Source organism: Aminobacter niigataensis (assembly GCF_946995915.1).
GTDB lineage: Bacteria > Pseudomonadota > Alphaproteobacteria > Rhizobiales > Rhizobiaceae > Aminobacter > Aminobacter niigataensis.
Genome location: NZ_OX341517.1, coordinates 4,373,325 through 4,399,899 on the forward strand (window position 1 = coordinate 4,373,325; position 26,575 = coordinate 4,399,899).

The 26,575-nt window shown below is 63.9% G+C and carries 28 protein-coding genes; 6 read left to right on the plus strand and 22 right to left on the minus strand.

What is annotated here, in order from left to right:
• Positions 1 to 2: 2 nt before the first annotated feature.
• From O1Y97_RS21325 to coxB, 4 genes are all read right to left on the minus strand, one after another.
• Positions 3 to 161 carry a hypothetical protein gene (locus tag O1Y97_RS21325; protein ID WP_183263637.1) on the minus strand — a complete coding sequence of 53 codons (159 nt, stop codon included), beginning with the start codon at positions 159 to 161 and terminating at the stop codon, positions 3 to 5.
• The gene (locus tag O1Y97_RS21330) at positions 161 to 1,102 is read right to left on the minus strand and encodes a heme o synthase (RefSeq protein WP_108608948.1); all 942 of its coding nucleotides are present in this window, start codon (positions 1,100 to 1,102) and stop codon (positions 161 to 163) included. Before O1Y97_RS21330 ends, O1Y97_RS21325 begins: the two co-directional genes overlap by 1 nt.
• 74 nt (positions 1,103 to 1,176) lie before the next feature.
• On the minus strand, positions 1,177 to 2,826 hold the full coding sequence (ctaD, locus tag O1Y97_RS21335; protein WP_108608949.1) for a cytochrome c oxidase subunit I: 1,650 nt from the start codon (positions 2,824 to 2,826) through the stop codon (positions 1,177 to 1,179).
• Positions 2,827 to 2,863: 37 nt separating this feature from the next.
• On the minus strand, positions 2,864 to 3,736 hold the full coding sequence (gene coxB / locus O1Y97_RS21340) for a cytochrome c oxidase subunit II (RefSeq protein WP_108608950.1): 873 nt from the start codon (positions 3,734 to 3,736) through the stop codon (positions 2,864 to 2,866).
• Positions 3,737 to 4,117: 381 nt separating this feature from the next.
• On the opposite strand from coxB, the gene O1Y97_RS21345 reads away from it, so the two are divergent.
• Positions 4,118 to 4,630 carry an invasion associated locus B family protein gene (locus O1Y97_RS21345; RefSeq protein WP_055978304.1) on the plus strand — a complete coding sequence of 171 codons (513 nt, stop codon included), beginning with the start codon at positions 4,118 to 4,120 and terminating at the stop codon, positions 4,628 to 4,630.
• A 33-nt stretch (positions 4,631 to 4,663) separates the two neighbouring features.
• Here the strand turns inward: O1Y97_RS21345 and O1Y97_RS21350 are convergent, their stop codons facing one another.
• A complete protein-coding gene (locus O1Y97_RS21350) occupies positions 4,664 to 4,906 on the minus strand; it encodes a hypothetical protein (protein ID WP_108608951.1) in 243 nt (80 codons plus the stop codon).
• Positions 4,907 to 4,997: 91 nt separating this feature from the next.
• Entirely contained in the window at positions 4,998 to 6,503 is a 1,506-nt protein-coding gene (locus O1Y97_RS21355) for a S8 family peptidase (RefSeq protein ID WP_318762280.1), read from the minus strand.
• A 200-nt stretch (positions 6,504 to 6,703) separates the two neighbouring features.
• Between O1Y97_RS21355 and tldD the strand changes: the two genes are divergently transcribed.
• Positions 6,704 to 8,113: a metalloprotease TldD gene (tldD, locus tag O1Y97_RS21360; protein ID WP_318762281.1), complete on the plus strand. Its 1,410-nt coding sequence runs from the start codon at positions 6,704 to 6,706 to the stop codon at positions 8,111 to 8,113.
• A gap of 30 nt (positions 8,114 to 8,143) precedes the next feature.
• Here tldD and O1Y97_RS21365 read toward each other — a convergent pair whose 3' ends face one another.
• The 8 genes from O1Y97_RS21365 to O1Y97_RS21400 form a co-directional block, all read right to left on the minus strand.
• Positions 8,144 to 9,385, minus strand: a complete 1,242-nt coding sequence (locus O1Y97_RS21365) for a class I SAM-dependent RNA methyltransferase (RefSeq protein WP_318762282.1) — start codon at positions 9,383 to 9,385, stop codon at positions 8,144 to 8,146.
• Entirely contained in the window at positions 9,382 to 10,146 is a 765-nt protein-coding gene (locus O1Y97_RS21370) for a TlyA family RNA methyltransferase (RefSeq protein ID WP_108608955.1), read from the minus strand. Before O1Y97_RS21370 ends, O1Y97_RS21365 begins: the two co-directional genes overlap by 4 nt.
• Positions 10,147 to 10,191: 45 nt before the next feature.
• The gene (gene dxs / locus O1Y97_RS21375) at positions 10,192 to 12,105 is read right to left on the minus strand and encodes a 1-deoxy-D-xylulose-5-phosphate synthase (protein ID WP_318762283.1); all 1,914 of its coding nucleotides are present in this window, start codon (positions 12,103 to 12,105) and stop codon (positions 10,192 to 10,194) included.
• A gap of 104 nt (positions 12,106 to 12,209) precedes the next feature.
• Positions 12,210 to 13,130: a pirin family protein gene (locus tag O1Y97_RS21380; protein ID WP_318762284.1), complete on the minus strand. Its 921-nt coding sequence runs from the start codon at positions 13,128 to 13,130 to the stop codon at positions 12,210 to 12,212.
• Positions 13,131 to 13,176: 46 nt separating this feature from the next.
• Complete coding sequence (locus O1Y97_RS21385; RefSeq protein ID WP_108608958.1) at positions 13,177 to 13,443, minus strand: DUF2277 domain-containing protein; 267 nt, start codon at positions 13,441 to 13,443, stop codon at positions 13,177 to 13,179.
• Positions 13,444 to 13,528: 85 nt separating this feature from the next.
• A complete protein-coding gene (locus tag O1Y97_RS21390; RefSeq protein WP_108608959.1) occupies positions 13,529 to 13,780 on the minus strand; it encodes an exodeoxyribonuclease VII small subunit in 252 nt (83 codons plus the stop codon).
• 3 nt (positions 13,781 to 13,783) lie between these two features.
• Positions 13,784 to 14,710 (minus strand): histone deacetylase family protein, encoded by a 927-nt coding sequence (locus O1Y97_RS21395; protein ID WP_108608960.1) that lies wholly within the window; start codon positions 14,708 to 14,710, stop codon positions 13,784 to 13,786.
• Positions 14,711 to 14,825: 115 nt separating this feature from the next.
• A complete protein-coding gene (locus O1Y97_RS21400; RefSeq protein ID WP_245439488.1) occupies positions 14,826 to 15,437 on the minus strand; it encodes a TetR/AcrR family transcriptional regulator in 612 nt (203 codons plus the stop codon).
• 153 nt (positions 15,438 to 15,590) lie between these two features.
• Between O1Y97_RS21400 and O1Y97_RS21405 the strand changes: the two genes are divergently transcribed.
• A complete protein-coding gene (locus O1Y97_RS21405; RefSeq protein WP_318762285.1) occupies positions 15,591 to 16,811 on the plus strand; it encodes an MFS transporter in 1,221 nt (406 codons plus the stop codon).
• A gap of 105 nt (positions 16,812 to 16,916) precedes the next feature.
• Entirely contained in the window at positions 16,917 to 18,131 is a 1,215-nt protein-coding gene (locus O1Y97_RS21410; RefSeq protein ID WP_318762286.1) for an MFS transporter, read from the plus strand.
• A gap of 47 nt (positions 18,132 to 18,178) precedes the next feature.
• On the opposite strand, the gene O1Y97_RS21415 is transcribed toward O1Y97_RS21410, so the two are convergent.
• From O1Y97_RS21415 to aroC, 3 genes are all read right to left on the minus strand, one after another.
• Entirely contained in the window at positions 18,179 to 19,162 is a 984-nt protein-coding gene (locus tag O1Y97_RS21415) for a hypothetical protein (RefSeq protein ID WP_318762288.1), read from the minus strand.
• A gap of 79 nt (positions 19,163 to 19,241) precedes the next feature.
• The gene (gene ribB, locus O1Y97_RS21420) at positions 19,242 to 20,339 is read right to left on the minus strand and encodes a 3,4-dihydroxy-2-butanone-4-phosphate synthase (RefSeq protein ID WP_108608964.1); all 1,098 of its coding nucleotides are present in this window, start codon (positions 20,337 to 20,339) and stop codon (positions 19,242 to 19,244) included.
• A gap of 93 nt (positions 20,340 to 20,432) precedes the next feature.
• Positions 20,433 to 21,530 carry a chorismate synthase gene (gene aroC / locus O1Y97_RS21425; protein ID WP_318762289.1) on the minus strand — a complete coding sequence of 366 codons (1,098 nt, stop codon included), beginning with the start codon at positions 21,528 to 21,530 and terminating at the stop codon, positions 20,433 to 20,435.
• A 281-nt stretch (positions 21,531 to 21,811) separates the two neighbouring features.
• Here aroC and O1Y97_RS21430 point away from each other — a divergent pair, with 281 nt between their 5' ends.
• Positions 21,812 to 22,060: a DUF1344 domain-containing protein gene (locus O1Y97_RS21430; protein ID WP_108608966.1), complete on the plus strand. Its 249-nt coding sequence runs from the start codon at positions 21,812 to 21,814 to the stop codon at positions 22,058 to 22,060.
• A gap of 19 nt (positions 22,061 to 22,079) precedes the next feature.
• Here the strand turns inward: O1Y97_RS21430 and O1Y97_RS21435 are convergent, their stop codons facing one another.
• The 4 genes from O1Y97_RS21435 to O1Y97_RS21450 all read right to left on the minus strand — a co-directional run bounded on the left by O1Y97_RS21435 (position 22,080) and on the right by O1Y97_RS21450 (position 25,110).
• Entirely contained in the window at positions 22,080 to 22,667 is a 588-nt protein-coding gene (locus O1Y97_RS21435) for a histidine phosphatase family protein (RefSeq protein WP_108608967.1), read from the minus strand.
• Positions 22,668 to 22,686: 19 nt separating this feature from the next.
• The gene (gene fabI, locus O1Y97_RS21440) at positions 22,687 to 23,505 is read right to left on the minus strand and encodes an enoyl-ACP reductase FabI (protein WP_108608968.1); all 819 of its coding nucleotides are present in this window, start codon (positions 23,503 to 23,505) and stop codon (positions 22,687 to 22,689) included.
• A 108-nt stretch (positions 23,506 to 23,613) separates the two neighbouring features.
• Positions 23,614 to 24,555, minus strand: coding sequence for a DnaJ C-terminal domain-containing protein (locus tag O1Y97_RS21445; protein WP_108610010.1), 942 nt, complete (start codon positions 24,553 to 24,555; stop codon positions 23,614 to 23,616).
• A 90-nt stretch (positions 24,556 to 24,645) separates the two neighbouring features.
• Complete coding sequence (locus tag O1Y97_RS21450) at positions 24,646 to 25,110, minus strand: RT0821/Lpp0805 family surface protein (protein WP_318762290.1); 465 nt, start codon at positions 25,108 to 25,110, stop codon at positions 24,646 to 24,648.
• A 42-nt stretch (positions 25,111 to 25,152) separates the two neighbouring features.
• On the opposite strand from O1Y97_RS21450, the gene pdxH reads away from it, so the two are divergent.
• A complete protein-coding gene (pdxH, locus tag O1Y97_RS21455; RefSeq protein WP_183263650.1) occupies positions 25,153 to 25,770 on the plus strand; it encodes a pyridoxamine 5'-phosphate oxidase in 618 nt (205 codons plus the stop codon).
• A 30-nt stretch (positions 25,771 to 25,800) separates the two neighbouring features.
• Here pdxH and O1Y97_RS21460 read toward each other — a convergent pair whose 3' ends face one another.
• Positions 25,801 to 26,553, minus strand: a complete 753-nt coding sequence (locus tag O1Y97_RS21460) for a crotonase/enoyl-CoA hydratase family protein (protein WP_108608970.1) — start codon at positions 26,551 to 26,553, stop codon at positions 25,801 to 25,803.
• Positions 26,554 to 26,575: the final 22 nt, after the last annotated feature.

Here is a 26,575-nt window from a genome sequence, read left to right on the forward strand (position 1 = left end):
GCTCATAGCGGCCGATCCAGGATTGCCGGGCCGAACTTCGCGATCGTCGCGAGATAGAAGATGATAACGAGTGCCGCCAGCGCCAGGCCGATGGCGATGTTGCGGCTGCGGCGCGCCTTCTTCTGCTTGTCCGTGAGCGTTACCAGATTGTCATCCGACATCATGCACCTCCAAGCGCAAACACACGCTCGATGACGCTGTCGGCCAGATAGGCCGCAAAGATCACGAACAGGTAAAGTAGCGAATAGCCGAACAGCGCCTTGGCCGGCTTCATCACCCGGTCGCTGTCGGGCATGCGCAGCACCTTCCAGGCGTACCAGACAAAGCCGATGCCGAGCGCCAGAGAAACGACGCCGTAGCCGATTGTGGTGTAGCCGAGCAGCCATGGCGCCACGCCGACAGGCGCGAGCAGCAAAGAGTATGCAAAGATCTGGCGGCGGGTCGAGGCCTCGCCGGCGACGTTCGGCATCATCGGGATGCCGGCGCGCTCATAGTCCTGCGACTTGAACAGGGCCAGCGCCCAGAAGTGAGGCGGCGTCCACAGGAAGGTGATGAGGAAGAGCACGACGCTCTCGAAGCTTATGGCGCCGGTCACGGCAGCCCAGCCGATCATCGGTGGCAGCGCGCCGGCCGCGCCACCGATAACGATGTTCTGCGGCGTCCAGCGCTTGAGCCACATCGTGTAGACGACGGCGTAGAAGAAGATGGTGAAGGCGAGCAGCGCCGCCGACAGCCAGTTGACGAGAACGCCCAGCGTCATCACTGACAAGACCGACAGCACCAGGCCGAAGGTCAGCGCCTCGTGCGGCGTCACCTTGCCGGAAGGAACCGGCCGGTTGACGGTGCGTGTCATGACAGCGTCGATATCGGCGTCGTACCACATGTTGAGCGCGCCCGAGGCGCCGGCGCCGATGGCGATCGCAAGGATCGCCACGACGGCGAGGAACGGGTTGATCGTCACGGGCGCGGCAACCATGCCGACAAAGGCCGTGAAGACCACCAACGACATGACGCGGGGCTTCAGCAGGGCGAAGAAATCGCCCGCAGTTGCCTCCGACATGCGGAAGGTCTGGTCTTCAAACCGGTTGTGGACAAGGGCCATGCGTACTTACGTCCAGTCGTTCCGTTTGGCCGAAACCGCCGGCGGGCCGGCGGCTTCGTGGTTCAGTCAGTGCCTTACTTGATCTTCGGCAGCTGTTCCCACTGGTGGAAGGGCGGCGGCGAAGGCAGCTGCCATTCGAGCGTGGTCGCACCTTCGCCCCATGGGCTGGCACCGGCGACGCGCTTCTTGGAGAAGGCTTCGAAGACGCCGAACAGGAAGATCAGCACGCCGACGGCGGAGATGTAGGAGCCGTAGGACGACACCATGTTCCAGCCGGCATATGCATCGGGATAGTCGATGTAGCGGCGCGGCATGCCGGCGAGACCGAGGAAGTGCTGCGGGAAGAAGACCAGGTTCACGCCGACGAACGTCACCCAGAAGTGGGTGTTGGCGATGGCCGACGAGTACATGTAGCCGGTCATCTTCGGGAACCAGTAGTACCAGGCCGCGAAGATCGCGAACACGGCACCCAGCGACAGCACGTAATGGAAGTGCGCGACGACGTAGTAGGTGTCGTGGAGCGAACGGTCGAGGCCGGCATTGGCCAGCTGCACGCCGGTGACGCCACCGACGGTGAACAGGAAGATGAAGCCGATCGCCCACAGCATCGGCGGCTTCATCGAAATGGAGCCGCCCCACATGGTGGCAACCCACGAGAAGATCTTCACGCCTGTCGGAACCGCGATGACCATCGTGGCGAAGACGAAGTAGCGCTGCGTGTCGAGCGAGATGCCGGTGGTGTACATGTGGTGAGCCCACACGACGAAGCCGACAGCACCGATGGCGACCATGGCGTAGGCCATGCCCAGGTAGCCGAAGATCGGCTTGCGCGAGAAGGTCGAGACGATGTGGCTGACGATGCCGAAGCCCGGCAGGATCAGGATGTACACCTCGGGGTGACCGAAGAACCAGAACAGGTGCTGGAACAGGATCGGGTCACCGCCGCCTTCAGGTGCGAAGAAGGCCGTGCCGAAGTTGCGATCGGTCAGCAGCATGGTGATGCCACCAGCCAGAACCGGCAGCGACAGCAGCAGCAGGAAGGCGGTGATCAGCACCGACCAAGCAAACAGCGGCATCTTGTGCAGCGTCATGCCCGGAGCGCGCATGTTGAAGATCGTAGTGATGAAGTTGATCGCACCGAGGATCGACGAGGCGCCGGCGATGTGCAGCGACAGGATCGCGAGATCCATCGCCGGCCCGGGCTGGCCCGAGGTCGACAGCGGCGGGTAGATCGTCCAGCCGCCACCCACGCCATGCGCACCCGGCGCGCTCGGCATGAAGGCCGAGATGACGAGCAGGATGAAGGCAGGCGGAAGCAGCCAGAACGAGATGTTGTTCATGCGCGGGAACGCCATGTCAGGCGCACCGATCATGATCGGCACCATCCAGTTGGCAAAGCCGCCGATCAGCGCCGGCATGACCATGAAGAAGATCATGACCAGGCCATGCGCGGTGGTGAACGCGTTGAACATGCTCTTGCCGGCATCGATCGCGGCATCGCCCTCGACGCCGTAGACCATCGAGGCCAGGCCGTGGAAAATCTGGATGCCTGGCTCGGCCAGTTCCCAGCGCATCATGACGGACAGGAAGCCGCCGACGCAGCCTGCCATGATCGCGAAGATCAGGTAGAGCGTTCCGATATCTTTGTGGTTGGTCGAGTACACCCACCGGACCCAGCCCTTCGGCTTGTGGTCGTGATGGTCGTGAGCTGCAGCGCCTGCCATGTTCCGCTCCGTTCCCTGATCCCTAATTCGCCGCGGCTCAGTTGCCGGCGGCCGCGACCTTGGCCGCACCGTCCGTCTCGGCCATCAGCGCCTTGTTGGCACCCGGCAAGTCGGTCCTCGCGGCAGCCAGCCACGTCGTATACTGTGCGTCGCTGACGACGCGGATTGCGATCGGCATGTAGGCGTGGTCCTTGCCGCAAAGCTCGGAACACTGGCCATAATACAGGCCTTCCTTGTCAGCCTTGAACCAGGTCTCGTTGATCCGACCCGGAACGGCGTCGACCTTGATACCGAAGGCCGGCATGGCGAAGGCGTGAATCACGTCCGATGCGGTGACCAGCACGCGGACGACCTGACCGACAGGCACGACCACTTCGTTGTCGACGGCGAGAAGGCGCGGATAGGCACCCCTGTCTTCCTTGCCGGCAGCCTTACGCTCTTCGGGCTTTTCCGAAAGCATCGCCGCATTGAACGAAAGTGGCTCTTCCGTCTGGTATTCGTAATCCCAGTTCCACTGGTTGCCGGTCGCCTTGATCGTCAGCTTCGGCTCCTCGACAGGCGAATACTGCGCGGTCAGAAGCTGGAAGGACGGAATGGCCAGGAACAGCAGGATCACAACCGGACCGACGGTCCAGACGACCTCGATCAGCGTGTTGTGGCTGGTGCGCGAAGGCACAGGATTGGCGCTCGCCCGGAACCGCCAGATGCAATAGGCCAGCAGGAACAGAACGAAGAGCGTGATCGGAACGATGAACCACAGCGTGTAGCGCTCGAACCAGGTGATCTGTTCCATGATGCCGGTCGCGGCCGGCTGGAATGTGGTCTGCCATTCTACCGGCTGCGCCGCATAGGCCGCGGCGCTGGCAAAGGAAGCAGTCGCCGCGACGGCGCTAGCAAGGATCTTTCTCATCACCCTCAGTATCTCCCATTTCCATGCGGTCTTGGCCGCAAGGACATCGTGCCGCTCCGGGACGGGAATCCCAGAGACGTTCGGAGGTTCAAACCATACTCTCTTTGTAACCGCAAGGAAGCAGAGGCGGAACTCATGCGGCATTTTTGCGCGCAGGCGGCAAGGCTGGCGCTTGGGCCCGTTTGGCGCTAGTTGATGAATGCATCGAGGCGGGGCAGTCGTCCGCAGGGTGCTGACATGCGCTCAAAAGTCGTCGCAATTCGAGCAAAATTGAACTCGAATGTCTGGAAAACCTAAGATTGCGGGATGGCGAAGGCGCCCTCTTGTTATTTACTTGCTGCCGGCACGACCTAAATTGTCGTGATTCGCAATGGAGCCGTCATGAAGTCTGGGCTTTTGAAAACCTTGGCCAAGGTGTTGGTCGCCGCTGTCTGCCTGGCTCCCATGCAGGCCGGCGCGCAGCAGAGCGGCACGGTCAAGTCCACCCATGGCGCGTGGTCGATCATCTGCGACACGCCTGCGGGCGCGACCAACGAACAATGCGTGATGATGCAGAACGTCATCGCCGAAGACCGCCCCGAGATGGGGCTCTCGGTGGTCATCCTGCGCACCGCCGACAACAAGGCCGAAATCCTGCGCGTGCTCGCGCCGCTCGGCGTGCTCCTGCCCAACGGCCTTGGCCTCAACGTCGACCAGAAGGATATCGGCCGCGCCTATTTCGTGCGCTGCTTCCAGGACGGCTGCTATGCCGAAGTGATCCTCGACAAGCCGCTGCTCGACACGCTGAAGACTGGCAAGGCGGCCACCTTCATCGTCTTCCAGACGCCCGAGGAAGGCATCGGCATTCCGGTCGATCTCAACGGTTTCGGTGAAGGTTTCGCCGCGCTGCCTTGATCTCGCGCGGCACGACGCTGCAGAGCCAGCGCCTCAACGCGCCTTGAACGGCGAGATCGGCTCGATGAGCTGGGCTTCCGACATCGGTTCGACTTCGAAGCCGTGCCGGCCTGCATAGCTGCGCAGTGCCTCGGCTGCGGAAGGTTCCGAAACATCCACATCGATCATCGATCGCGACCGGGACGTCACCGAGATGCCGGGCAGGCTGTCGATCTCGCTCGCCACCTGCGCCGCATCCTTCGCAACCTTGCCAATGATCAAAACCAGCTTTTCCACGCGTCAGCACTCCAGCGCCACGATCAATCTCGCGTCGTTGCCTGAGGATATAGGGCGCCGCTCCGGCAGCGCAACCCGCGGACGCCGGCCGTCAGATGATCATGCCGCCACCCTCGCGGATTGCACCGAAGCCATGCTTGCGCAGGCTTGCGAAGGCCAGTTGCCTCATGGCCTGATAACGCGCCCTGTTGGGCGGCATCGTCAGGACGCCAGGATCGGCCGACAATATCCGTGCAATCGCACCCGTCATTGCCGGACATGCCATCGATGTACCGCTCATCGGCGCATATTGGTCGCCCGGCACGGTGGATACTACGCCTGCCCCCGGACCGATGAGATCTATTCTGGTGGGCGCATGCCCCTCATTGGAAAAGGTGGCGAAGAAGACGTCACGATCGGGGTCGCCGCGGTCGCTTGATACCGTCCAGCGGTCGTATGCGTTGGCAGGCAGGCCAGGTTCCCAGCCAAGTGCCGAAACCGCAATGGCATCCCGGTGCCGGGCCGGAAACGCCACAAAGCGCCGAAAGTCGTTTCCAGCCGCGGCGACGACGAGAACGCCCTGCTCGGCGGCATCCTCTATTGCCTGCGACAGCACCCTGTCATCGTGGCTCGGACTGGCTTCCCGTTCGGCCTTCAGGCTGAGGTTGATGATATGGCATCCATCGTCGACCGCCTGCTCGATCGCCCGGTGAATCTCGAAGTTCCTCGCGATACCCGTGGCTGGATCGTCGAACACCCTGTAGCTGCGAATACTTGCGCCCGGCGCCACGCCTGCGTACCCGTTTCCGCCATTGCCGGCGATGATGCCTGCAACATGAGTGCCGTGGCCGATCGACGAATCGTCATCCCCTTCCACGTTGGTGAGATGGTTGTGCGGCCCGACGCCGCTGTCCACGACCCCAACAACCACTCCTCTGCCGCTGCCCGCAGGTCCGGGTGGAAGAAGATGCCTCAGACTGTCGGCCGAGCCAGCCAGATCGATCGGATCGAGCATAATCACACTGCCTGCGACGAGGTCTGCCTTCCGCTGGAGATATCCCCAATGGCCAGCAAAGCCAGGCTCGATGGCAAGCATCGCGTCCATCACCGCTTTTGCCCGCAGACCGAACCGCACAATCCCGGCGCTGTCCGATACTGCCGTGAGTTGCTGGCTGCCGTTCTTCAGTCCCAATGTCGCAATCGCATTGCCGATGGGTTTGTTGGTACCGGCTGACTGCAGGGCGATGCTAAAGAATTCGGCGCCGGACGGACCGAGGCTTCCGGTCAGGCGAAGGCGACCGACACGAACATCAGCCACGGCCATCGTGTAGTTCACGACGGGATGGAATGTTCCACCCACTGCCGCTGGGGCTGGCCCCGCAATCGAGGTCCTGACCAGCGCGACCCCGCTTTGCGGAACGACCTCCAGAATCTCCAGGCCGCGGGTCATTACTTCTTCAGCCATTGGCCTGACCGCCACGGGCAGGGCGCCCCACGCCCCTCCGGCCGGCGCAGCCAGAAAATCCAACTCCGTATCGATGGCCACTACCGCCTGAAGCGTAGCCACCAACTGTTCGCCACTGGACCGATGATCCGGAATAAAAACATACTCTTCCATCTGCTCCCCCAATTCTGCCCGATCTGATTGAGTGCAGCGACCACAATACTCCTTTTGGTTGCTCTCATCAATTTATACACCTCTGGATTGTATTTCAAAAGCAGCGAATACGGTATCCCTCGCCTCTCCGACCAGGCTAACGATTGCGATGACGTCCAAGCCGCCCTACATCAGGTTCAAACCTCTCCGGGATCCCTGCCATGAACCTCGTCAGCCAGTTCGACATCACCGAAGACCGCGTGCGCAAGATCGTCGCCGAGACGATCGAGGGCGCCGACGACGGCGAATTGTTCCTCGAATATCGCGAGGGCGAAGCGCTGATGTTCGACAATGGCCGGCTGAAGACAGCCAGCTTCAACACCGACCAGGGTTTTGGCCTGCGTGCGGTCGCCGGCGAAGCCAGCGGCTATGCCCACTCCAGCGAGTTGTCCGAAGCCGCCCTGCTGCGCGCCTCCGACGCGGTCTCGGCCGTCAAGGGCGGCTATTCCGGTACATTGGCTGCAGCGCCGGCCCGCACCAACCGTCATCTCTACGGCGAAGAGAACCCGATCTCCTCTCCCTCATTCGAGGCCAAGGCCAAGCTGCTGCAGGAAATCGACGCCTGGCTGCGCGACAAGGACCCGCGTGTCCGGCAGGTGACGGCATCGCTCGCCTCGTCGTGGCAGCATGTCGAGATACTGCGCGGCGACGGCCAGGTCGTGCGCGACATCCGCCCGCTGGTGCGTATGAACGTCGCCGTAGTGGTCGGCGATGGCGACCGCCAGGAGAGCGGCTCCTATGGCATGGGCGGGCGTAAGAGCTTCGACGAGTTCCTGACCGACGAGAGCTGGAAGAATGCGGCGACCGAGGCATTGCGCCAGGCGCTGGTCAATCTCGAGGCGATCCCCGCCCCTGCCGGCACCTTCGACATCGTGCTGTCCTCCGGCTGGCCGGGCGTCATGCTGCATGAAGCCGTCGGCCACGGCCTCGAAGGCGACTTCAACCGCAAGAAGACCTCGGCCTTCGCCGGCCTGTTGGGCCAGCAGGTCGCGGCCAAGGGCGTCACCGTCGTCGACGACGGCACCATTTCCGAACGCCGCGGTTCGATCACCGTCGACGACGAAGGCACACCGAGCGGCCGCAACGTGCTGATCGAAGACGGCAAGCTCGTCGGCTACATGCAGGACCGCCAGAACGCGCGGCTGATGGGCATGAACGCCACCGGCAACGGCCGCCGCGAATCCTATGCGCACCAGCCGATGCCGCGCATGACCAACACCTACATGACGTCTGGCGACAAGACGCCGGAAGAGATCATCGCCTCGGTCAAGAACGGCATCTACGCCGTTTCCTTCGGCGGCGGCCAGGTCGACATCACCTCAGGCAAGTTCGTGTTCGGCTGCACCGAGGCTTACATGATCGAGGACGGCAAGGTGACCCAGCCGATCAAGGGCGCCATGCTGATCGGCAACGGCCCCGATGCGATGCATCGGGTGACGATGGTCGGCAACGACATGAAGCTCGACACCGGCATCGGCATGTGCGGCAAGTCCGGACAGGGCGTGCCGGTCGGCGTCGGCCAGCCGCATCTCAGGATGAACCAGATGACCGTCGGCGGCACGCGCGTCTGACTATGGCGAGGCGCTCGGCCACGAGCGCCTTCACCGCCGCTTCTTGGGCTTCTCCAGCAGCGCCACCGCCTCGACGTGGTGGGACCAGAGGAACTGGTCGATCGGCGTCACGCTCTTCAGCGCGTACCCGCCGTCGATGAGGATGCGTAGATCCCGCGCCAGTGTCGCCGGATTGCACGACACCGCAGCCACATAGGGCACGTCCGAACGGGCGATCTGCTTGCACTGATCCTCGGCGCCGGCGCGCGGCGGATCGAAGGCGATGCCGTCGAAGGCATTCAGTTCCTTGAAGGTCAGCGGGCGCCGATCGAGGTCACGCCGCTCTACCGTGACGCGCTTCAGGCCGGAGGCAAAACGGAAGCCCCTGTCGAGCGCGGCCAGCGCCGACGCATCGCCCTCGACCGCGTGCACTTCCGAATTTGTCGCTAGCTGCAGAGAAAACGTGCCGCTGCCGGAGAACAGGTCGGCGACCTTCTTGGCCTTGCGCAGATGGCCGATCACGAGCGACGCCATCGCCTGTTCGGCATCGGCTACCGCCTGGACGAAACCGCCGGTCGGCGGCGTCACCGTCGCCGTGCCGAACGTCAGCATCGGCTTGACCGGCTCGACGATAATCTCGCCGTCGATGGAAAGCCTTGCGATCTTCGACTTGATGACGAAATCGGTGGCCGCACGGCGGATCGCCTCGGTCGGCTTGCCGCAATCGCTGGCCGCCACGTCGAAACCGGTCTCCGTCGAGGTGACCAGGAACCTGAAAGGCTTCGACGTGTTGGCGATGATCCCGGCGAGATGACGCAGGATAGCGGCCGCCTCGACGATACCAGGCAGGAGCACCGGACATTCCTCGATATCGACGAGGGTGTGGGAAAAAGCCTTGTTGTAGCCGAGATGAATGCCGGTCTCGGTGTTGCGGGCGGTAAAAGCGGCACGGCGGCGGCTGTGCGGCGGGCAGGCGACAAGGTCGCCGACCGGGGCCTCGATGCCCCTCGCCTTCAACGCGTGCACCACCAGGCTACGTTTCCAGTCGCGATAGGCGCCATCTTCAAGATGCTGGATGGCGCAGCCGCCGCACTCGGTGAAATGGCGGCAGGCAGGTTCGACCCGCTGCGGCGAAGCCTCGATCACGGCGAGCAACTGTGCGCGATCCTTCTCGCGCGCGGCGGTCACCGTCTCGCCGGGCAGAGCGAAGGGGATGAAGATATGCCCGCCATTGGCATCGACGACGCCGTCGCCATGCGCGCCCAGCCGCGCAATCTCGAACCGTGCAGTCATCGATCTTTCACTCCAGCGAGCAAGTATTCGCGGTTGCCGTCACCGCCTTCGAGCGGCGACGGGCAGATGCCGAGCGCCCGCCAGCCCGGAATGGTATCGAGCCAAAGGCGCAGTTCCTCGGCAATCTTCGGCCCGTCGTCAGCATTCCTGAGCAGGCCGCCCTTACCGATCGCCTCGCGCCCGGCCTCGAACTGCGGCTTGACCAGGAAAACGCCCTTTGCGCCAGATGCAGCCAGTCCGAGTGCGTTGGGCAGAGTCAGCCGCAGCGAGATGAAACTCACATCCGAGACCAGAAAGTCCGGCAGACTTCCGCCGAGATCATCACGCGCCAAGTTGCGGGCGTTGAGCCTTTCCAGGCAGGTCACACGCGGATCGGCCCGCAGCTTTTCGTCCATCTGACCGTGGCCGACGTCGATCGCCACGACATGGGTCGCACCGCGTTCCAAAAGCACCTGCGTGAAGCCGCCCGTCGAGGCACCGATGTCGAGCGCCTGCCGCTCTGCCGGGTCGAAGCCAAAATGATCGAGCCCGGCGATCAGCTTCAGTGCTGCGCGCGAGACATAGGTCTGCGCCGGGTCGTCGACCTTAATGGCAACGTCGCCCGCAACAGACTGGCCGGGCTTCTTCGCCGGCTGGCCATCGACGGTCACAGCCCCGCGCGCCACTGCATCGCGGGCACGCGATCGGCTGGCAAAGAAACCGCGGCTGACGAGCAATTCGTCGAGCCGCAGGCTGGCGTTGGCTTGCCTTGAGATTTCCATGGCTTTCAATGGCGAATGCGCGCCCGGAAGGCAAGCGCGCCCCGATCAGGCGCGCGCCGCTTGGGCAGACTTGCCGAGCGCTGCAAAGACGGCGCGCACGATGCCAGCCGAATCGAGACCAGCGTCGACATACATCTTGTCGGGGTTGGCGTGGTCGACGAAGCTGTCCGGCAACGTCAGCGGACGCACCTTGAGACCGTTGTCGAGCAGGCCGTTGCGGGCGAGGAAATCGAGCACCTGGCTGGAGAAGCCACCGACCGAGCCCTCCTCGACCATAACCAGCACCTCGTGCGAACGCGCCAGCCGGCGGATCAGATCCTCGTCGAGCGGCTTGGCAAAGCGCGCATCGGCAACCGTGGTGGACAGGCCGGCAGCGCCCAGTTCCTCGGCGGCGAGCAGGCAATCCTTGAGACGCGTGCCGAACGACAGCAGCGCCACCTTGGTGCCTTCCCTGACGATCCGGCCCTTGCCGATCTCCAGCACCTGCCCGCGCTCGGGCATGTCGACGCCGACACCGTTGCCGCGGGGATAGCGGAACGAGATCGGGCCCTCGTCAAACTCGGCCGCGGTGCGCACCATGTGGCGCAGCTCGGCCTCGTCGGCCGCCGCCATCACGACGAAATCGGGCAGCGACGCAAGATAGGCGGTGTCGAAGGCGCCGCAATGGGTCGGGCCGTCGGCGCCAACGAAACCGGCGCGATCGATCGGAAAGCGCACCGGCAGCTTCTGGATGGCAACGTCGTGCACAACCTGGTCATAGGCGCGTTGCAGGAAGGTCGAGTAGATCGCCACGAAGGGCCGCATGCCTTCGGTCGCGAGACCGGCCGCAAAGGTCACGGCGTGCTGCTCGGCGATGCCGACGTCGAAAGTGCGCGAGGGGAATACCTCGCCGAACAGGTCGAGGCCGGTGCCCGACGGCATGGCGGCGGTGACGGCGACGATCCTGTCGTCCTCGCGTGCCTCCTGGACCAGGCTCTCGGCGAACACCTTGGTGTAGCTTGGCGCATTGGCCGGCGCCTTGGCCTGGGCGCCGGTGATGACGTCGAATTTGTTGACGCCGTGATACTTGTCCGCGGCAGCTTCCGCCGGGGCGTAGCCCTTGCCCTTCTGGGTCACGACGTGGATCAGCACGGGGCCGGTTCCGTTGTCGCGGACATTCTTCAGCACCGGGATCAGGTGCTCGAGATTGTGGCCGTCGATCGGGCCGATATGGAAGAAGCCCATCTCCTCGAACAGCGTTCCGCCGGTGACGAAGCCGCGTGCATGCTCGACGGCGCGGGTGATGGCGCGGTCGACACGGCGGCCGAGATAGGAGGTCAGCTTCTTGCCGAGTTCGCGCACGCCGGCATAGGTGCGGCCGGAGGCAAGGCGCGCCAGATAGGCGCTCATCGCGCCCGCCGGCGGTGCGATCGACATGTCGTTGTCGTTGAGGATGACGATCAGCCGGGCGTCCAGCGCACCGGCGTTGTTCATCGCCTCATAGGCCATGCCAGCCGACATGGCGCCATCGCCGATGACGGCGATGACGTTGTTTCGGCCGCCGTTGAGGTCGCGCGCCACGGCCATGCCGAGTCCGGCCGAAATCGAGGTCGACGAGTGGGCCGCGCCAAAAGGATCGTATTCGCTCTCGGCACGCTTGGTGAAACCGGAAAGCCCGTTCTCCTGCCGCAACGTGCGGATGCGGTCGCGGCGGCCGGTCAGGATCTTGTGCGGATAAGCCTGGTGGCCGACGTCCCAGATGATGCGGTCGTCGGGCGTATCAAAGACGTAATGCAGCGCCACCGTGAGCTCGACGACGCCAAGACCGGCGCCGAGATGTCCGCCCGTCTGCGAGACAGCGTCGATCAACTCGGCCCGCAGCTCGCTGGCCAGTTGAGGCAGTTGGGCCTCGTCGAGCGCGCGCAGCTCGGACGGCAGCCGAACCTTGTCGAGAAGGGGAGTTTCAGGTTTTGCGTTCATCAAACAGCACTAACATCTATTAACCCTCGGCAGATACGTCCGCAGGCCCGGAAAGTAAATGCGTAGCGGTGACGCGGTCGGGTTTAGGCCGTAGGCGCCCGGCTCTAGCTTTCGGGCAGCGGGATGAATTCTTTCTCATCACCGGGAACGATATCGAAGCGGCCGGTCTTCCATTCATTCTTGGCCTGCTCGATGCGCTCCTTCGACGACGAGACGAAGTTCCACCAGATGTAGCGCTTGGAACCAAGCGAGGCGCCGCCGAAGAGCATGAAATGCGCGCCGGTCTCGGACGAAACGACGATCTCGTCGCCCGGCTTGAACACCAGGAGCCGCTCGATCGGGAAGCGGTCGCCGAGGATGTCGATCTCGCCGCCAAGCGTGTAGATGGCGCGTTCCTCGGCATCGGCAGGAATCTTGATCCTGGCGCCGGGAGCAAGCGAGATATCGGCATAAAGCGTGTCGGAGGCCGCCCGCACCGGCGAGCGCAGTCCCTTGAAGTCGCCGATGATGAGCCTCCCGCGGACGCCGTCGGCGGCAAACTCCGGCAGATCGACGCTGGCAGTGTTTTCGAACAGCGGCGCCACCTCCTCCTTGCCATCGGGCAGCGCCAGCCAGGTCTGCAGGCCCGACACCGACATCGGCGCACCGCGCAGCTCCTCGGGCGTGCGCTCGGAGTGGACGATGCCGCGACCGGCGGTCATCAGGTTCACATCGCCGGGCGCGATCACCATTTCGGTGCCGAGCGAGTCCCGGTGCCTGATCTTGCCGTCAAAAAGGTAAGTCACGGTCGCAAGCCCGATATGCGGATGCGGGCGCACGTCCAGCGCATGACCGGCCCGCAGGATGGCAGGGCCCATGCGATCGAAGAAAATGAACGGCCCGACCAGCCGGCGCTTTGCCGTCGGCAGGGCCCGGCGGACCTCGAAGCCATCGATATCCTTGGCATTGGGCACGACCATCAGTTCAATCTGGTCGCAGGAAAAGGCGTCACCCGGGGTCGGGTCACTGGCTGGGAAGAAACTCATGACTGCATCCTAAGGGGTTAACGGAACGCTGCTGTCACCACGTGTGTCAGGCAAATCTCAACGCCGAACGTGCCTTTGCCTTGGCGGCTTCTTCCTCGCGATTGCGCGGGTGCTGGTGCGTTTCCATCGCATGCAGCATTTCATGTGCGGCTTCCGCGATCGTGTCGACCGCGCGGTTGAAAGCCGCTTCGTTCTTCTTCGATGGATTGGTCGCACCGCTCAGCTTGCGGACGAACTGCAGCGCGGCGTCGCGGATCTCGTCATGCGTCGCCGGCGGGTCGAAATTGAACAATGTCTTGATGTTGCGGCACATCGCCTGCTCCCGGGTTTTCGTCAACCGTGTGGGTTCCCCATAACTGGGCACAACGTGCCGCGAGGTCAAGTTATTCGGGAGCCGGTCACTCCGCGTCGAGCGGTTCCACGCCGACTGGCTTGCCGTCGCGCGAAAGCCTGATCTTCTCGACCTTATCCTCTGCCGCCTTGAGCAGGCGGTCGCAATGCGCCTTCAGCGCTTCGCCGCGCTCGTAGATCTTGATCGACTGGTCGAGCGGCACATCCCCGCGCTCGAGATCGTCGACGATCTTCTCCAGGGCGGCCAGCGCCTGCTCGAAGCTCATCGCCTTGATTTCGTCATTGAGCTCAGCGGCCATGGTTCATCCTTTCATGAGGCGGTTGACATGGGCGGCCACTGAAAAGGCCAGCCCGTGAAGGTCGTAGCCGCCTTCGAGCAGGCTGACGAGGCGATCGGACGAATGGCGCGCGGCGCGGTCCATCAGTTGCCCCGTCGCCCAGTCGAAATCGGCTTCGGTCAGGTTGATCTCGGCCAGCGGGTCGCGGTGATGCGCGTCGAAGCCGGCCGAAATGATGATCAGGTCGGGCGCAAAACTGTCGAGTGCCGGCAGCACGCGCGAGCGGAACGCCTCGCGGAAATGGTCGCTACCGGTGTCCGGCGACAGCGGCGCGTTGACGATATTGCCAGTGCCGGTCTCACTCTTGGCCCCAGTGCCGGGAAAAAGCGGCATCTGGTGGGTCGAGCAGTAGAGAACGCTCGGATCGTCCCAAAAGATGTCCTGGGTGCCATTGCCGTGGTGCACGTCCCAGTCGACGATCGCCACGCGCTCGGCGCCATGCTTTTTCTGGGCGTGGCGCGCGGCGATGGCCGCGTTGTTGAACAGGCAAAAGCCCATCGCCGTGGTTTTCTCGGCATGATGGCCGGGCGGACGCGAAGCGACGAAGACATTGTCGATCTTCTTGGAGAAGACGTCGTCGACCGCGGCGTTGGCCGCACCAATGGCCGTCAGCGCCGCCTGCCAGCTCTTCGGGCTCAGCACGGTGTCGCCATCGATCCGCGCCAGCCCCTCCTCCGGCACCTGACGTCGGACGCTGTCGACGAAGGATTCCGGATGCGCATAGAGAATCGTCTGCTCGTCGCCCTCCGGCGCTTCCGCGCGGTCGAGGGTCTCGAATGTCTCGTCTTCGAGTGCGCGCTCGATGGCGCGCAGCCTGTCGGGCCGTTCGGGGTGTCCGGCCGGGGTGAGGTGTTCGAGATAGATCGGGTGGGAATAGAGCCGAGTGGTCATCGCCTCACCTTATCAGCTATGGCTGGCCAGACCACGCGATAGCTGCCGAAGCCTGGGGAAAAATCGCGGCGTGATGCCGGTGTCGGCCAAGGGGCATATCCGGCCGGGTTGAAGATCAGGCAGCGGACTTGTTGTCCACCAGCAGCCCCTCCATGAGCGTGCGGAACGCCTTCACCGCTTTTGTCGACGTCGCGCCGGGGTCCTCGGAAATGGCGATCCACTGGGCAGCATAGAGCGAAGCGCCGCTGATCAGCCGCGCCATCGCCTCCGGGTCGATGTCGCGTATGACGCCCTCCTCTTTCAGCGCAACGAGGTTGCTCGTTATCGAAAGGATACAGGCGTTGGCGTTGGGCCATTGCGCCGGATCGCCAAGGACTGCCGGACCGTCGCGCAGGACGATACGCTGGATTTCCGGCTCCAGCGCCATTTCGACATAGGCGATGTTTTCGTCCACGAACCCCTGCCAACGCGTCCTGGCCTTGGCCGAGATGGCATTGAGCCGCAACGACATCTCACGGTCGATTTGGGCCACGACGGCTTCGAACAAGCCCTTCTTGTCGCCAAAGTGATGGTAGAGCGCGCCGCGCGTGAGGCCGGCTTCGGCGGTGAAGTCGTCCATCGACGCGTTGGCATAGCCCACCGTTGCGAAGGCCCGGCGCGCGGCCGCAATCAGCTTGCCGCGCGTTTCGGCAATCATCTCGCTGCGGGACTTATGCGCAATCTTCATCGCTTCTTCCTGCCGGCCTCATTCACATACGTCACGTATATTTTTTTGACATACGACGCGTATGGTAATTGACATACGAAGCGTATGCAATTAGCTCTTTCACATACGCCACGTATGTAAGTGGCACGTCCTCGAATTTCCAGGAGTGCTCCGATGCACAATCCGTATGGTGAAATCTTCAGGGTCCCTGGGGCCCAGGGCTTCGCAGCGGCTGCCTTCATCGCCCGCCTGCCGATCGCCATGGCCCCTATCGGCATCGTCGCGATGCTGTCGCAGACGCGCGGCGAATACTGGCTGGCCGGTGCGGTCGCGGCCACCTTCGCCCTGACCAATGCTTTCGCCGCCCCGCAGATCTCGCGCCGAATCGACCGGCTCGGCCAGACTGCGGTGGCTCTCCCCACCACTGTCATCTCCGTCATCGCCTTTGCCGCATTGCTCGTTGCAACCCGCTATGACTGGCCAGCCTGGACGCTGTTCGTCTCGGCTTTCATCGCCGCGGCCATGCCAAGCGTGCCGGCCATGGTGCGGGCCCGCTGGACCGAGATCTTCCGCGACCGCCCCGAACTCAACACCGCCTTCGCCTTTGAATCGGTCGCCGACGAAATGGTCTACATTGCCGGTGCCTCGCTTTCCGTCGGCCTGAGCGTTGCCCTGTTCCCGGAAGCCGGCGTGCTGGCCAGCACGCTCTTCCTGGCGCTGGGCATGGCAGCCTTCATCCTGCAACGGTCGAGCGAGCCCAAGGTCAGGAAGCGGGAACTCGCGAACGGCGGCTCGGCGATCATGCTGCGCCCGGTCCAGATCATCACCCTGGCGCTCATTTTCGTTGGCTCGATCTTCGCAACAGCCGAGGTCAGCGCCGTGGCGATCACAAAGGAACTCGGCCAGCCGACTGCCGCCAGCCTCGTCATCGGCGTCTATGCAGCCGGTTCGCTCGTTGTCGGATTGATCGTCGGCGCGCTGAACCTCGAGGCACCGAAACAACGCCTGCTCGCCATCGCGATCGCCGTCGTCGCACTGACCACGCTGCCATTGCTGGTCGCCGACACGGTGCCGTTGCTCGCGCTTGCCATTTTCGTCAGTGGCGTGGCGATCTCGCCCACCTTCATCATGGCCTTCGGCCTGATCGAGCGGCGGGTGCCCGAGGCCATGCTGACCGAAGGCATCACCTGGGTGATGGCCGGCATCGGCATCGGCATGGCGCTGGGCGCCTTCGTGGCTGGCTGGGTCGTCGACAATTTCGGCGCGCAGAACGGCTTCTGGGTTTCCGTGGCCGCAGGCACGATCTCATTCGTAGTCGTCCTTCTCGGTCAGAAAGCACTCGCAGGCGAACACGAAGTAGAATTGCCGCGAGCTGCTCCACAAGCAGCGGAATGAGCCGACATTTTCTCAGGCAAGGCCTTTCGACTGCACCAACGAGTCGCCATATCAGGCGGCTCGACTGGCTTTGAAATCTCAGTTATCTCCGCCCCGGTGACATCCATGCGCAATCCATACTCAGAAATCTTCAAGGCGCCGGGCGCCAAGGCGTTCTCGGCCGCCGGCTTCGTCGCGCGCCTGCCGATGTCCATGGTCACGCTCGGCATCGTGACCATGCTGTCCGAAACCCATGGCGAATACTGGCTGGCCGGCGCTGTTGCCGCCGCCTTCGCCCTGTCGAGCGCCGTCGTCGCGCCGCAGGTCGCCAGGCTGATCGACCGCTACGGCCAGGTTCGCATGCTGCTGCCGAGCGCTGCCCTGGCGGTTGCTGCACTGTCCGGACTGATGCTCGCCACGCGCTATGGCGCGCCCAACTGGGTGCTCTTTGTCTTCGCGATTCTCGCAGGCGTCACGCCGATCATGGGCGCGATGGTGCGTGCGCGCTGGACCGAGATCTACCGCGACACACCTCAACTGCACACGGCCTTCGCTTTCGAGTCGATCGTGGACGAAGTCATCTTCATGGCCGGTCCCATCATCGCCATCGGCCTCAGCGTCGGCTTCTTCCCGGAGGCCGGTCCGCTCGTCGCGACCGTGTTGCTGGCTGTGGGCAGCCTGCTGTTCGCCGCCCAACGCTCGACCGAACCGCCTGTGCATGCGCAGGACCGCAGCGACGGCAAGTCGGTGATCCGGCTCGGCCCCGTCCAGATCCTTGTGCTGACCCTGATCGCCATCGGCGCCATCTTCGGCACCGCCGAAGTCACCGCAGTGGCCTTTGCCGAAGCCCAGGGCAACAAGGCGTCCGCCGGCTTTGCGTTGTCCGCCTATGCTGCCGGCTCGCTCATCGCCGGCCTCGTCTTCGGCACCCTGAAGCTCAAGATGCCGCTTGCCCGGCAGCTTTTGATCGCGATCGCACTCGCCGCCCTGACGACGCTGCCGCTGCTGGCCGTCAACAACGTCACGATGCTTTCGATCGTTCTGTTCCTGGCAGGCGTTGCAGTGTCGCCGACCATCATCCTGTCGATGGCGCTGGTCGAGAAGATCGTGCCGTCAGCCAAACTCACCGAGGGCATGACCTGGGCCGTCACCGGCATCAGCATCGGCATGGCCGCAGGCTCGTCGGCCTCCGGCTGGCTCATCGACAACCTCGACCCCAGAAGCGGCTTCATGGTGTCGCTGATCGCAGGCTTTATCGCGCTCGTGATCACCTTCCTCGGTCAGCGGTCGCTGCGGCAATCGGTGCGCATCGCGCCGGCGCTGGCTCAGCCGGCGGAATAAGAAACGTGCGGTCCGCGCGGGCATTGGCCTGCGCGGGCCGGCCCCTTTCAGGTACCGCGCGGCGTGCCGTCCCAGCGCGACGCCTCGCCCGAACCGAATGCCTTTTCCTTCAGCTCGCGGAACTTCGACGACGTCTCCTCCAGCTTGCGGTCCCATTCAGGATTGGGCACCTGGCCCTCGATGACCCTGAAATAGACCTGCATCAGCGAGGCCACGGCGAATGGCTCGATCAGCGCGGACTTGAACGCCCAGGCAAAGACGATCGCCAGCACGAAGGCCCAGCCGCCAAGCTGGCCCGGCATGAAGTAGAGGATGGCACCTGCCGGCGCGAGCATGAACAGGAAGATCAGTAGCGACACGCCCCAGACGACGAGCGACAGCCAGACGGCGTTCTTGACCATGGTCTTGCCGTTCTGCGCATAGAGCACCACGCCCTGGCGCGCGCTCTGCCACGGCGAAGTGCTGCCGATGCGGATGTTGTAGCCGAGGATGATCTCGTCGACATAGGTCAGCGACATGCGGATGACGGTATTGATGAACCTGACCAGCCCGTCGAGACCCGGGATCGGCAAGAAGGCGGCGATGCCGCCGATCAGGCCGGTGATCGTGCGGATCACGCCCTTCACCAGCTGGTCGAGCACAAACAGGATGCTCGCCTCGCTGAAGCGCTCGTTGACGACCTCGCGGGCGTAGGCGATCTGGCCCTGGCCGCCGGGTATGTCGCGCCCGTCGATGAGATGGACCATCACGGCGATGTGGCCCGCCTTGACGATGTAGAGGATGTATTCGCGGATCCAGTAGACTGCGACCGACACCACGCCGAAGCCGGCGATGCCGCCCCACAGGGCGAACGAAACCGGCCCGTCAGGGTCGGTCGCGATATGGCCGACCCCGTAGCCCACGCCGGCGCCTGCCCCCATCGCCACGATGTAGGCGAGCGTGATGCCGAAATAGACGACCATGCGCAGCACGATGAACGGCCAGGTGCGCGCCATGATCGCCAGGCTCTGGCCTATGCTGAAATCCCACATACCCGACTCTCCCCAAAGAGATGGACAGGAGGATGCGCCGCAGCCGGCGGATGTCAATCACCCCTCAAAGGGGTGAAAATCAGCGGATTTCGGTCTTGGCGATGCGGATGCCAAAACCTTCGAGGCCGACATAGTGGCGTTCGCGCGAGGCAACCAGGTTGATCGAGGAGATGCCGAGATCCTTCAGGATCTGGGCCCCGAGGCCGATCTGGCGCCATTCGTCCTCGCGATGGCGGGCCTCTTCATGATCCTCGCGTTCGGCCGAAGGCCGGTTGCGACCGAGATTGGAAACGCCGACCGACCCTTCGCGCAGATAGACGATGACGCCGCGCTTGCACTCGCCGAAGGTCTTCATGATGTCGCCGAGGCGGTTGCTGGTGCCGAACACGTCGGTCACCACGTCCTCGGTGTGCAGGCGCACCGGCACTTCCTCGCCGTCGCGGATGTCACCGAAGACGATCGCGAGGTGGTGCATGACGTCCCACGGCAGCGTGTAGGTGATGGCCTTGGCCGTGCCGGCCGGGGTCTCGATGTCGAAAGTATCGACGCGCTCGATCAGCGTCTCCTGGCGCTGGCGGTAGGCGATCAGATCGGCGACCGAAACCTGCTTGAGGCCATTCTTCTCGGCAAAGGAGGCAACCTGCGGGCCGCGCATGACGGTACCGTCGTCGTTCACCAGTTCGGAAATGACACCTACCGGCGGCAGGCCGGCGAGCTTGCACAGGTCGACGGCAGCCTCGGTATGGCCCGAGCGCATCAGGACGCCGCCTTCGCGGGCGATCAGCGGGAAGATGTGGCCCGGGCGGACGAAGTCGGAGCCGCCGACATTGCCGTTGGCGAGGTTGCGCACGGTCAGCGTGCGATCCTCGGCCGAGATGCCAGTCGTGGTGCCATGCTTGAAGTCGACGCTGACGGTGAACGCCGTCGTGTGGGCGGAATCATTGTCGGCGACCATCGGCGTCAGGTTGAGCCGTCTGGCATCTTCCTTCAGCATCGGCGTGCAGACGATGCCGGAGGTATGGCGGACGATGAAGGCCATCTTCTCGGCCGTGCAATGGACGGCGGCGACAATCAGGTCCCCCTCGTTCTCGCGCCCGTCATCGTCCATGACGACCACGATCTCACCGCGCTCGAAGGCTCTCAGCGCTTCGACAACTTTCTTCTGATCGTATGGCATGTGTGCTCGCTTCGCTCGTTCTGGCGAATAGGAAATAGTGAGTAGCGAATAGAGGGAAACCGTACCATTCGCTACTCACTATTCGCTATTCGCTCATCTTCCCGTCTGTCCACGATGGCGCAGATAATGGTCTGCAATGGCGCAGGCGACCATCGCCTCGCCGATCGGTACGGCGCGGATGCCGACGCACGGATCGTGCCGGCCCTTGGTCATCACGTCGACGTCCTTGCCATCCTTGTCGATCGACTTGCGCGGCGTCAGGATCGACGAGGTTGGCTTGACGGCGAAACGCGCAATCACCGCCTGCCCCGTCGAGATGCCGCCCAGTATACCGCCGGCGTGGTTCGACAGGAATATCGGCTGGCCGTCATTGCCCATGCGCATCTCGTCGGCGTTCTCTTCGCCGGTGATGCGCGCGGCTTCGAAGCCGTTGCCGATCTCGACGCCCTTGACGGCGTTGATCGACATCAGGTTGGAGGCGATGTCCTGGTCGAGCTTGCCGTAGATCGGCGCACCGAGCCCCGCAGGCACGCCCTCGGCGACGATCTCGATCACCGCGCCGACGGAGGAACCCGATTTGCGGATGCCGTCGAGATAGTCGGCGAAGCCCTGGACCGAAGCCGCATCCGGCGTGAAGAACGGGTTCTCGGCGCTGCCGATGAAGTCCCAGTCCCAGTTGGCCCGGTCGATCGACTTCGTGCCCATCGACACCAGCGCGCCGCGCACGACCAGCCCTGGCACGACCTTGCGGGCGATGGCACCGGCAGCCACGCGTGCCGCCGTTTCGCGCGCCGACGAGCGTCCGCCGCCGCGATGGTCGCGCAGGCCGTATTTGACGTCGTAGGTGTAGTCGGCATGGCCCGGGCGATACTGCCGGGCAATCTCGCCATAATCCTTGGAGCGCTGGTCGACATTCTCGATCAGCATCGAGATCGGCGTGCCGGTCGAAATCAGTGTCTCGCCGTCCTCGTCAAGGATCACGCCCGACAGCACCTTGACCTCGTCGGGCTCGCGGCGCTGGGTGACGAAGCGCGACTGGCCCGGCTTGCGCTTGTCGAGTTCGTCCTGGATGTCCTTCAGTGTGAATCGAATGCCGGGCGGGCAGCCGTCGACAACGCAGCCAAGCGCCAACCCATGGCTCTCGCCCCAGGTGGTGACGCGGAACAGATGGCCGAAGGTGTTATGCGACATGCAAGAGCCCTTTCCGGGGGGTATGGGGCCTTCTAGCGCATGCCCCCGAAAAGTAAAATTCCTTTTCGGAAAGGACCATGCGCCAACTCCCGGGAATGGCGCATCCTTGCGCCTCCGCAACGACACATGGGGTGCAATTGCCTTTTTAGCGGTGGTCAAACCGTGATCGAAGACGATTTAGTTTTGACACATTCGGTTGGTTTCTGCTTCCCTCCGACCGCCCGTAAATCGTCGCCTTTCGGGGGAGAGGCGTGAAAGAACGTAAAAGAAAGAGGACGATAATGCGTACCCTTATTGGCGCCGTTGCCGCCGTTCTGATGATCACCGGTGCCGCGCTGGCCGCAGAGGCCGAAGGTCAGGTCAAGTCGGTCGACAAGGACAAGTCGGTCATCACGCTCGACAACGGCAAATCCTACAAGCTTCCGGGCGAGTTCGATGTCGACAACATCAAGCCCGGCATGGAAATCCTGCTGGCCTATGATGTGGTCGAGGGCGAGAACCTGATCACCGACATGGAACTGCCGCAGTAGGCACCGAAATATCCGGCCGCTAGATCCAGTCCAGGCGGCCGCCTTCCAGTTTCAGCACGCGGTCCTGGGGAACCTCCAGGGCCGCGGCTCTGTTTTTGGGCAGGTCTTCGACAAGGCGGAAGATGGCGCGGATGACGCCGCCGTGGGTGACGCATACCGTCGGCTGCACGACCTCCGCCAACCACGGGCGGATACGGGCGGTGAGCATCTCGTAGCTCTCCGCATCCTTGCCGGGCGGCACGAAATCCCACTTGTCGTGCAGGCGCGCCGTGCTGGCGCCGGGCTGGCGTTCATCGAGCTCGGGGAAGGTGAAGCCCTGCCAGTCGCCGAAGTTTACCTCGACCAGGCGGCTGTCGGTGCGATAGGCCGAGGGATCGAGCCCCATCGCCTTGCGCGCGCGCTCCATGGTCTCGCGGGTTCGCCGCATCGGGCTGGCCACGAAATCGAAAGCCTCCGGATCGGCAATGAGCTCAGCGAGCCGGCGGCCATTGCGGTCGGCCTGTTCCCGTCCGAGCGCATTGATGTCGGTGTCGGCCTGGCCCTGCAGGCGCTGCTCGGCGTTCCAGGGCGTCTGGCCGTGGCGCACGAAATAGGTGAGCGGGGTCATGTCAGGCTGATGCGGGATGTCAGTCCTTGACGGCCGCGATATCGGGTGCATCGACCGCCTTCATGCCGACGACATGATAGCCGGAATCGACGTGATGCACCTCGCCGGTGACGCCGCGCGACAGGTCGGACAGGAAATACAGGCCGGAATCGCCGACTTCCTCGATGGAGACGGTACGGCGCAGCGGGGCGTTGTACTCGTTCCACTTCAGAATGTAGCGGAAGTCGTCGATGCCCGAGGCAGCCAACGTCTTGATCGGGCCGGCGGAGATCGCGTTGACGCGGATCTTCTTCGGGCCGAGGTCGACGGCGAGATACTTCACGCTCGCCTCGAGCGCTGCCTTGGCGACGCCCATGACGTTGTAGTTCGGCATCACCTTCTCGGCGCCGTAATAGGTCATGGTCAGAAGCGAGCCGCCATCGGTCATCAGCTTCTCGGCGCGCTGGGCGACCGCCGTGAAGGAATAGACCGAGATATCCATGGTCTTCAGGAAGTTGCCATGGCTGGTGTCTACATAGCGGCCGGTGAGTTCGTCCTTGTCGGAGAAGCCGATGGCGTGGACGACGAAGTCGAGCTTGCCCCACTTCTTCTCCAGCGTCTCGAAGCAGGCGTCGATGGTCGCCATGTCGGTGACATCGCAATGGCCGCAGACGAAGGCACCGATTTCGGCGGCCAGCGGCTCGACGCGCTTCTTCAGGGCGTCGCCCTGATAGGTGAAGGCGAGTTCGGCGCCCTGGTCGGCGCAGGCCTTGGCAATGCCCCAGGCGATCGATCTGTTGTTGGCGACGCCGAGAATAAGGCCGCGCTTGCCGGCCATCAGGCCCTGTCCACCCGCCATATGAGCGCTCTCCGATGCAAGAATTGTTTGGGAGAGCCTATCGCATAGGCAACTCATGCCTTCAAGCATTGATACGCCGATGGCCGGCGACGTCGCGCCGGCCGGCTGTCAGCCGTTGGACTTGCGCATCAGCTCTTCGAGCGCGGCATCGCCGCCCTCGGGCAGCATGACGCGAACATGGACATAGAGGTCGCCATGGCCGCCGGCCTTTTCGGGCAGACCACGCCCTTTGATGCGCAGGACCTTGTCCGAGCTCGACCAGGCCGGCACGTTGACGGCAAGCCGCCCGGCCGGTGTTTCCACCGCAAGCTTGGCGCCGAGCACGGCATCGCGCAGCGGCACCGGCAGGTCGGCATGAAGGTCCCTGCCCTCGACGCGATAGCGCGGATGGCGGCGGAACCTGATCTTGACGAGTGCATCGCCCGCGCCGCCAAGGCCCTGCTCGCCCTGGCCCTTGAGCCTGATGGTCTGGCCGTCCTCGACATACTCCGGCAGCTTGACGGCCATCTTGCGTCCGTCAGGAAACATCGCCGCGACCTTGGGCGCAGTCGCAGCTTCCTCGATGGTCACGTCGAGCGTGACATTGACGTCGGCACCGGGCTGAGCGCGCTGGCCGCCCCCCATGCCGGCGCCCGCACCTGCTCCCGGGCCGCGCTGGCTGAAGGAATCGCCGAAAATCTGGCTGAAGATGTCGCCGGCGTCGAAGGATGCGCCGCCGGGACCGCCGGAACGGAATTCGAAGCGCGAGCCGCCAGGCCCGGCCTGCTGACGGCGGAAGCCGCCGAACGGATCGCCACCCGCAGCACCTTCGAAGCCATGGAAGCGCTGCTTGCCATCGGCATCGATCTCGCCGCGGTCGAACGCGCCCTTCTTCTTCTCGTCGCCGAGAATCTCGTAGGCCTGGTTGGCGGCGGCAAAGCGTTCCTTCGCCTTGGGATCATCGGGATTCTGGTCCGGATGATGCTTCTTGGCGAGCTTGCGGTAGGCCGCCTTTATGTCCTTGGCCGAGGCGTTCTTGGCAACGCCCAGCACCTCATAGGGGTCGCGCATGCGCAGTTCCACAACAGAGAAAAAGGGTTGGTTCCCTCCTATATGCGCTTGGCTAGGAAGAAATTCCAGAGGCAGGGATGCCGCAATGCGTCAGGCGGGCTCGAATGCCACCATCTGCCAGGCCCCGGCACCGGCGGCGCACACTTCGCCCTTGAACAGGCTGACGCCGTCGAAGCTTTCGCGCGAGGCGGCAAATTGCCGGCACAACACGCCACGTCCGGTGCTTTCCACCAGCGCGCTGATCGCACCGCGAGATCCGGTCTCCGTATTGGCCCAGGGAATCGCCTGCCCTTGCAGGCCTTCGACATCGGCGGAAGAGACGGCGTTGCGGATCGTCGCCTCGTCGGACAGACGATTCGCATCGCTGCTCCGGTTGGCGTCGTCCGGAACCTTGCTGGTCAGCAGCGTGCGGTCCACCTCGGCCTTCTCCAGGCTGAAGCCGCCAACGCCACAGGCGCTGATCGTCGTCAGGCTAAGCAGCAGCACCACCTTGAAGGATCGGAACCCGAATTGTGGGAGGCAATGGCCCTCAAAGGCTTGCGCGAAGCGCGACAATAGGCATTCTCCCGGTCGTAAATGGCAGGTCGAGTAAGAGCTATGACGGACACTGAGTTAACAAGCGGTGACTTCACCGAGAGCGCCGAGCCTTATCGGCTGTTTGCAGCCTGGCTGAAGGACGCAACGGCCAGCGAGCCGAACGATCCCAACGCGGTGGCACTGGCAACCGTCGACACCGACGGGCTGCCGGACGTGCGCATGGTGCTGCTCAAGGGCTTCGACGAACATGGCTTCGTCTTCTACACCAACTTCGAGAGCGCCAAGGGCCGCGAGATACTGGCGACGATGAAGGCAGCCATGTGCTTCCACTGGAAATCGCTGCGGCGCCAGGTCCGGGTGCGCGGCCCGGTGGAGATCGTCAGCGATGCCGAGGCCAACGAGTATTTCGCCACCCGTCCGCGTGGCAGCCGCATCGGCGCCTGGGCGTCGAAGCAGTCGCGCCCGCTTGAAAGCCGTTTCGCGCTGGAGAAGGCGGTCGCCGAGTACACCGCGCGCCACGCCATCGGCGAAATCCCGCGCCCGGCGCACTGGTCAGGCTTCCGCATCGTGCCGAGCCAGATCGAGTTCTGGCACGACCGTCCGTTCCGGCTGCATGACCGCGTCGTCTTCACCCGTGCTGCCGACGGCGGCTGGGACAAGGACAGGCTGTATCCGTAAGCCCTTCACCCTCCCCGGGGAGGGTGAAAATCAGCCCTTCTTCCGCGTCATGAAGGCGACGAGCGCGGCGCGCGCCTCGTCGGATTTGAGCCGGGCACGGAAGTGCTCGCCTTCCACCTTGATGCGGGCGACGAGCTCCGAGCGGTCGCCGCGCATCAGGTCGCGGGCGATCTTCAGCGCTTCCGGCGGCTTGGTCGCGATTTCACGGGCAGCCGCAAGCGTTGCGGCCTCCAGCTCGTCTTCAGCCACGACTTTGTAGATCAGCCCCGCAGCGAGCGCCCGTTCCGCCGGGAACCCCTCGCCCAGGCCGAGCAGCGCAAAGGCGCCCTGGCGCCCAAGCACCTGCGGCGCAAGCAGGCTGGACCCCGCCTCCGGCACCAGTCCCAGGTCGACGAAGGGCGTGCGGAACACGGTACGCGGCGTGGCGAAGGTCAGGTCGCAATGCAGGTTGATGGTTGTGCCGATGCCGACGGCGATGCCGTCGACGCCCGAAACCACCGGCTTTTCGGTCCTGGCCAGGGCAAGCAGGAAATCCCAAACCTCGCCGCCGCCTTCGCCACCCGTGGCGATCGTCATGAAGTCGGCGAGGTCGTTGCCGGCCGAGAACGCGCCCGGCACGCCGAGGAAGACATGCACGCGCACTGCCGGATCGGCATCGCCGGCGGCAAGTGCCGCCGCCATCTCGGCATACATGGCTCGGGTGATCGCGTTCTTCTTGTCCGGACGGTTCATCCGGATGGTCTGCACGGCATCCTGCCGTTCGATGATAATGTGGTCGCTCACGTCAGACTGTTCCTCGTCCCAT

Bases quoted from the DNA above. Each gene is read 5' to 3' on its own strand.
- O1Y97_RS21325 (WP_183263637.1), bottom strand. From the start codon at position 161: ATGTCGGATGACAATCTGGTAACGCTCACGGACAAGCAGAAGAAGGCG.
- O1Y97_RS21330 (WP_108608948.1), bottom strand. From the start codon at position 1,102: ATGGCCCTTGTCCACAACCGGTTTGAAGACCAGACCTTCCGCATGTCG.
- ctaD (WP_108608949.1), bottom strand. From the start codon at position 2,826: ATGGCAGGCGCTGCAGCTCACGACCATCACGACCACAAGCCGAAGGGC.
- coxB (WP_108608950.1), bottom strand. From the start codon at position 3,736: ATGAGAAAGATCCTTGCTAGCGCCGTCGCGGCGACTGCTTCCTTTGCC.
- O1Y97_RS21345 (WP_055978304.1), top strand. From the start codon at position 4,118: ATGAAGTCTGGGCTTTTGAAAACCTTGGCCAAGGTGTTGGTCGCCGCT.
- O1Y97_RS21355 (WP_318762280.1), bottom strand. From the start codon at position 6,503: ATGGAAGAGTATGTTTTTATTCCGGATCATCGGTCCAGTGGCGAACAG.
- tldD (WP_318762281.1), top strand. From the start codon at position 6,704: ATGAACCTCGTCAGCCAGTTCGACATCACCGAAGACCGCGTGCGCAAG.
- O1Y97_RS21365 (WP_318762282.1), bottom strand. From the start codon at position 9,385: ATGACTGCACGGTTCGAGATTGCGCGGCTGGGCGCGCATGGCGACGGC.
- O1Y97_RS21370 (WP_108608955.1), bottom strand. From the start codon at position 10,146: ATGGAAATCTCAAGGCAAGCCAACGCCAGCCTGCGGCTCGACGAATTG.
- dxs (WP_318762283.1), bottom strand. From the start codon at position 12,105: ATGAACGCAAAACCTGAAACTCCCCTTCTCGACAAGGTTCGGCTGCCG.
- O1Y97_RS21380 (WP_318762284.1), bottom strand. From the start codon at position 13,130: ATGAGTTTCTTCCCAGCCAGTGACCCGACCCCGGGTGACGCCTTTTCC.
- O1Y97_RS21385 (WP_108608958.1), bottom strand. From the start codon at position 13,443: ATGTGCCGCAACATCAAGACATTGTTCAATTTCGACCCGCCGGCGACG.
- O1Y97_RS21390 (WP_108608959.1), bottom strand. From the start codon at position 13,780: ATGGCCGCTGAGCTCAATGACGAAATCAAGGCGATGAGCTTCGAGCAG.
- O1Y97_RS21395 (WP_108608960.1), bottom strand. From the start codon at position 14,710: ATGACCACTCGGCTCTATTCCCACCCGATCTATCTCGAACACCTCACC.
- O1Y97_RS21400 (WP_245439488.1), bottom strand. From the start codon at position 15,437: ATGAAGATTGCGCATAAGTCCCGCAGCGAGATGATTGCCGAAACGCGC.
- O1Y97_RS21405 (WP_318762285.1), top strand. From the start codon at position 15,591: ATGCACAATCCGTATGGTGAAATCTTCAGGGTCCCTGGGGCCCAGGGC.
- O1Y97_RS21410 (WP_318762286.1), top strand. From the start codon at position 16,917: ATGCGCAATCCATACTCAGAAATCTTCAAGGCGCCGGGCGCCAAGGCG.
- O1Y97_RS21415 (WP_318762288.1), bottom strand. From the start codon at position 19,162: ATGTGGGATTTCAGCATAGGCCAGAGCCTGGCGATCATGGCGCGCACC.
- ribB (WP_108608964.1), bottom strand. From the start codon at position 20,339: ATGCCATACGATCAGAAGAAAGTTGTCGAAGCGCTGAGAGCCTTCGAG.
- aroC (WP_318762289.1), bottom strand. From the start codon at position 21,530: ATGTCGCATAACACCTTCGGCCATCTGTTCCGCGTCACCACCTGGGGC.
- O1Y97_RS21430 (WP_108608966.1), top strand. From the start codon at position 21,812: ATGCGTACCCTTATTGGCGCCGTTGCCGCCGTTCTGATGATCACCGGT.
- O1Y97_RS21435 (WP_108608967.1), bottom strand. From the start codon at position 22,667: ATGACCCCGCTCACCTATTTCGTGCGCCACGGCCAGACGCCCTGGAAC.
- fabI (WP_108608968.1), bottom strand. From the start codon at position 23,505: ATGGCGGGTGGACAGGGCCTGATGGCCGGCAAGCGCGGCCTTATTCTC.
- O1Y97_RS21445 (WP_108610010.1), bottom strand. From the start codon at position 24,555: ATGCGCGACCCCTATGAGGTGCTGGGCGTTGCCAAGAACGCCTCGGCC.
- pdxH (WP_183263650.1), top strand. From the start codon at position 25,153: ATGACGGACACTGAGTTAACAAGCGGTGACTTCACCGAGAGCGCCGAG.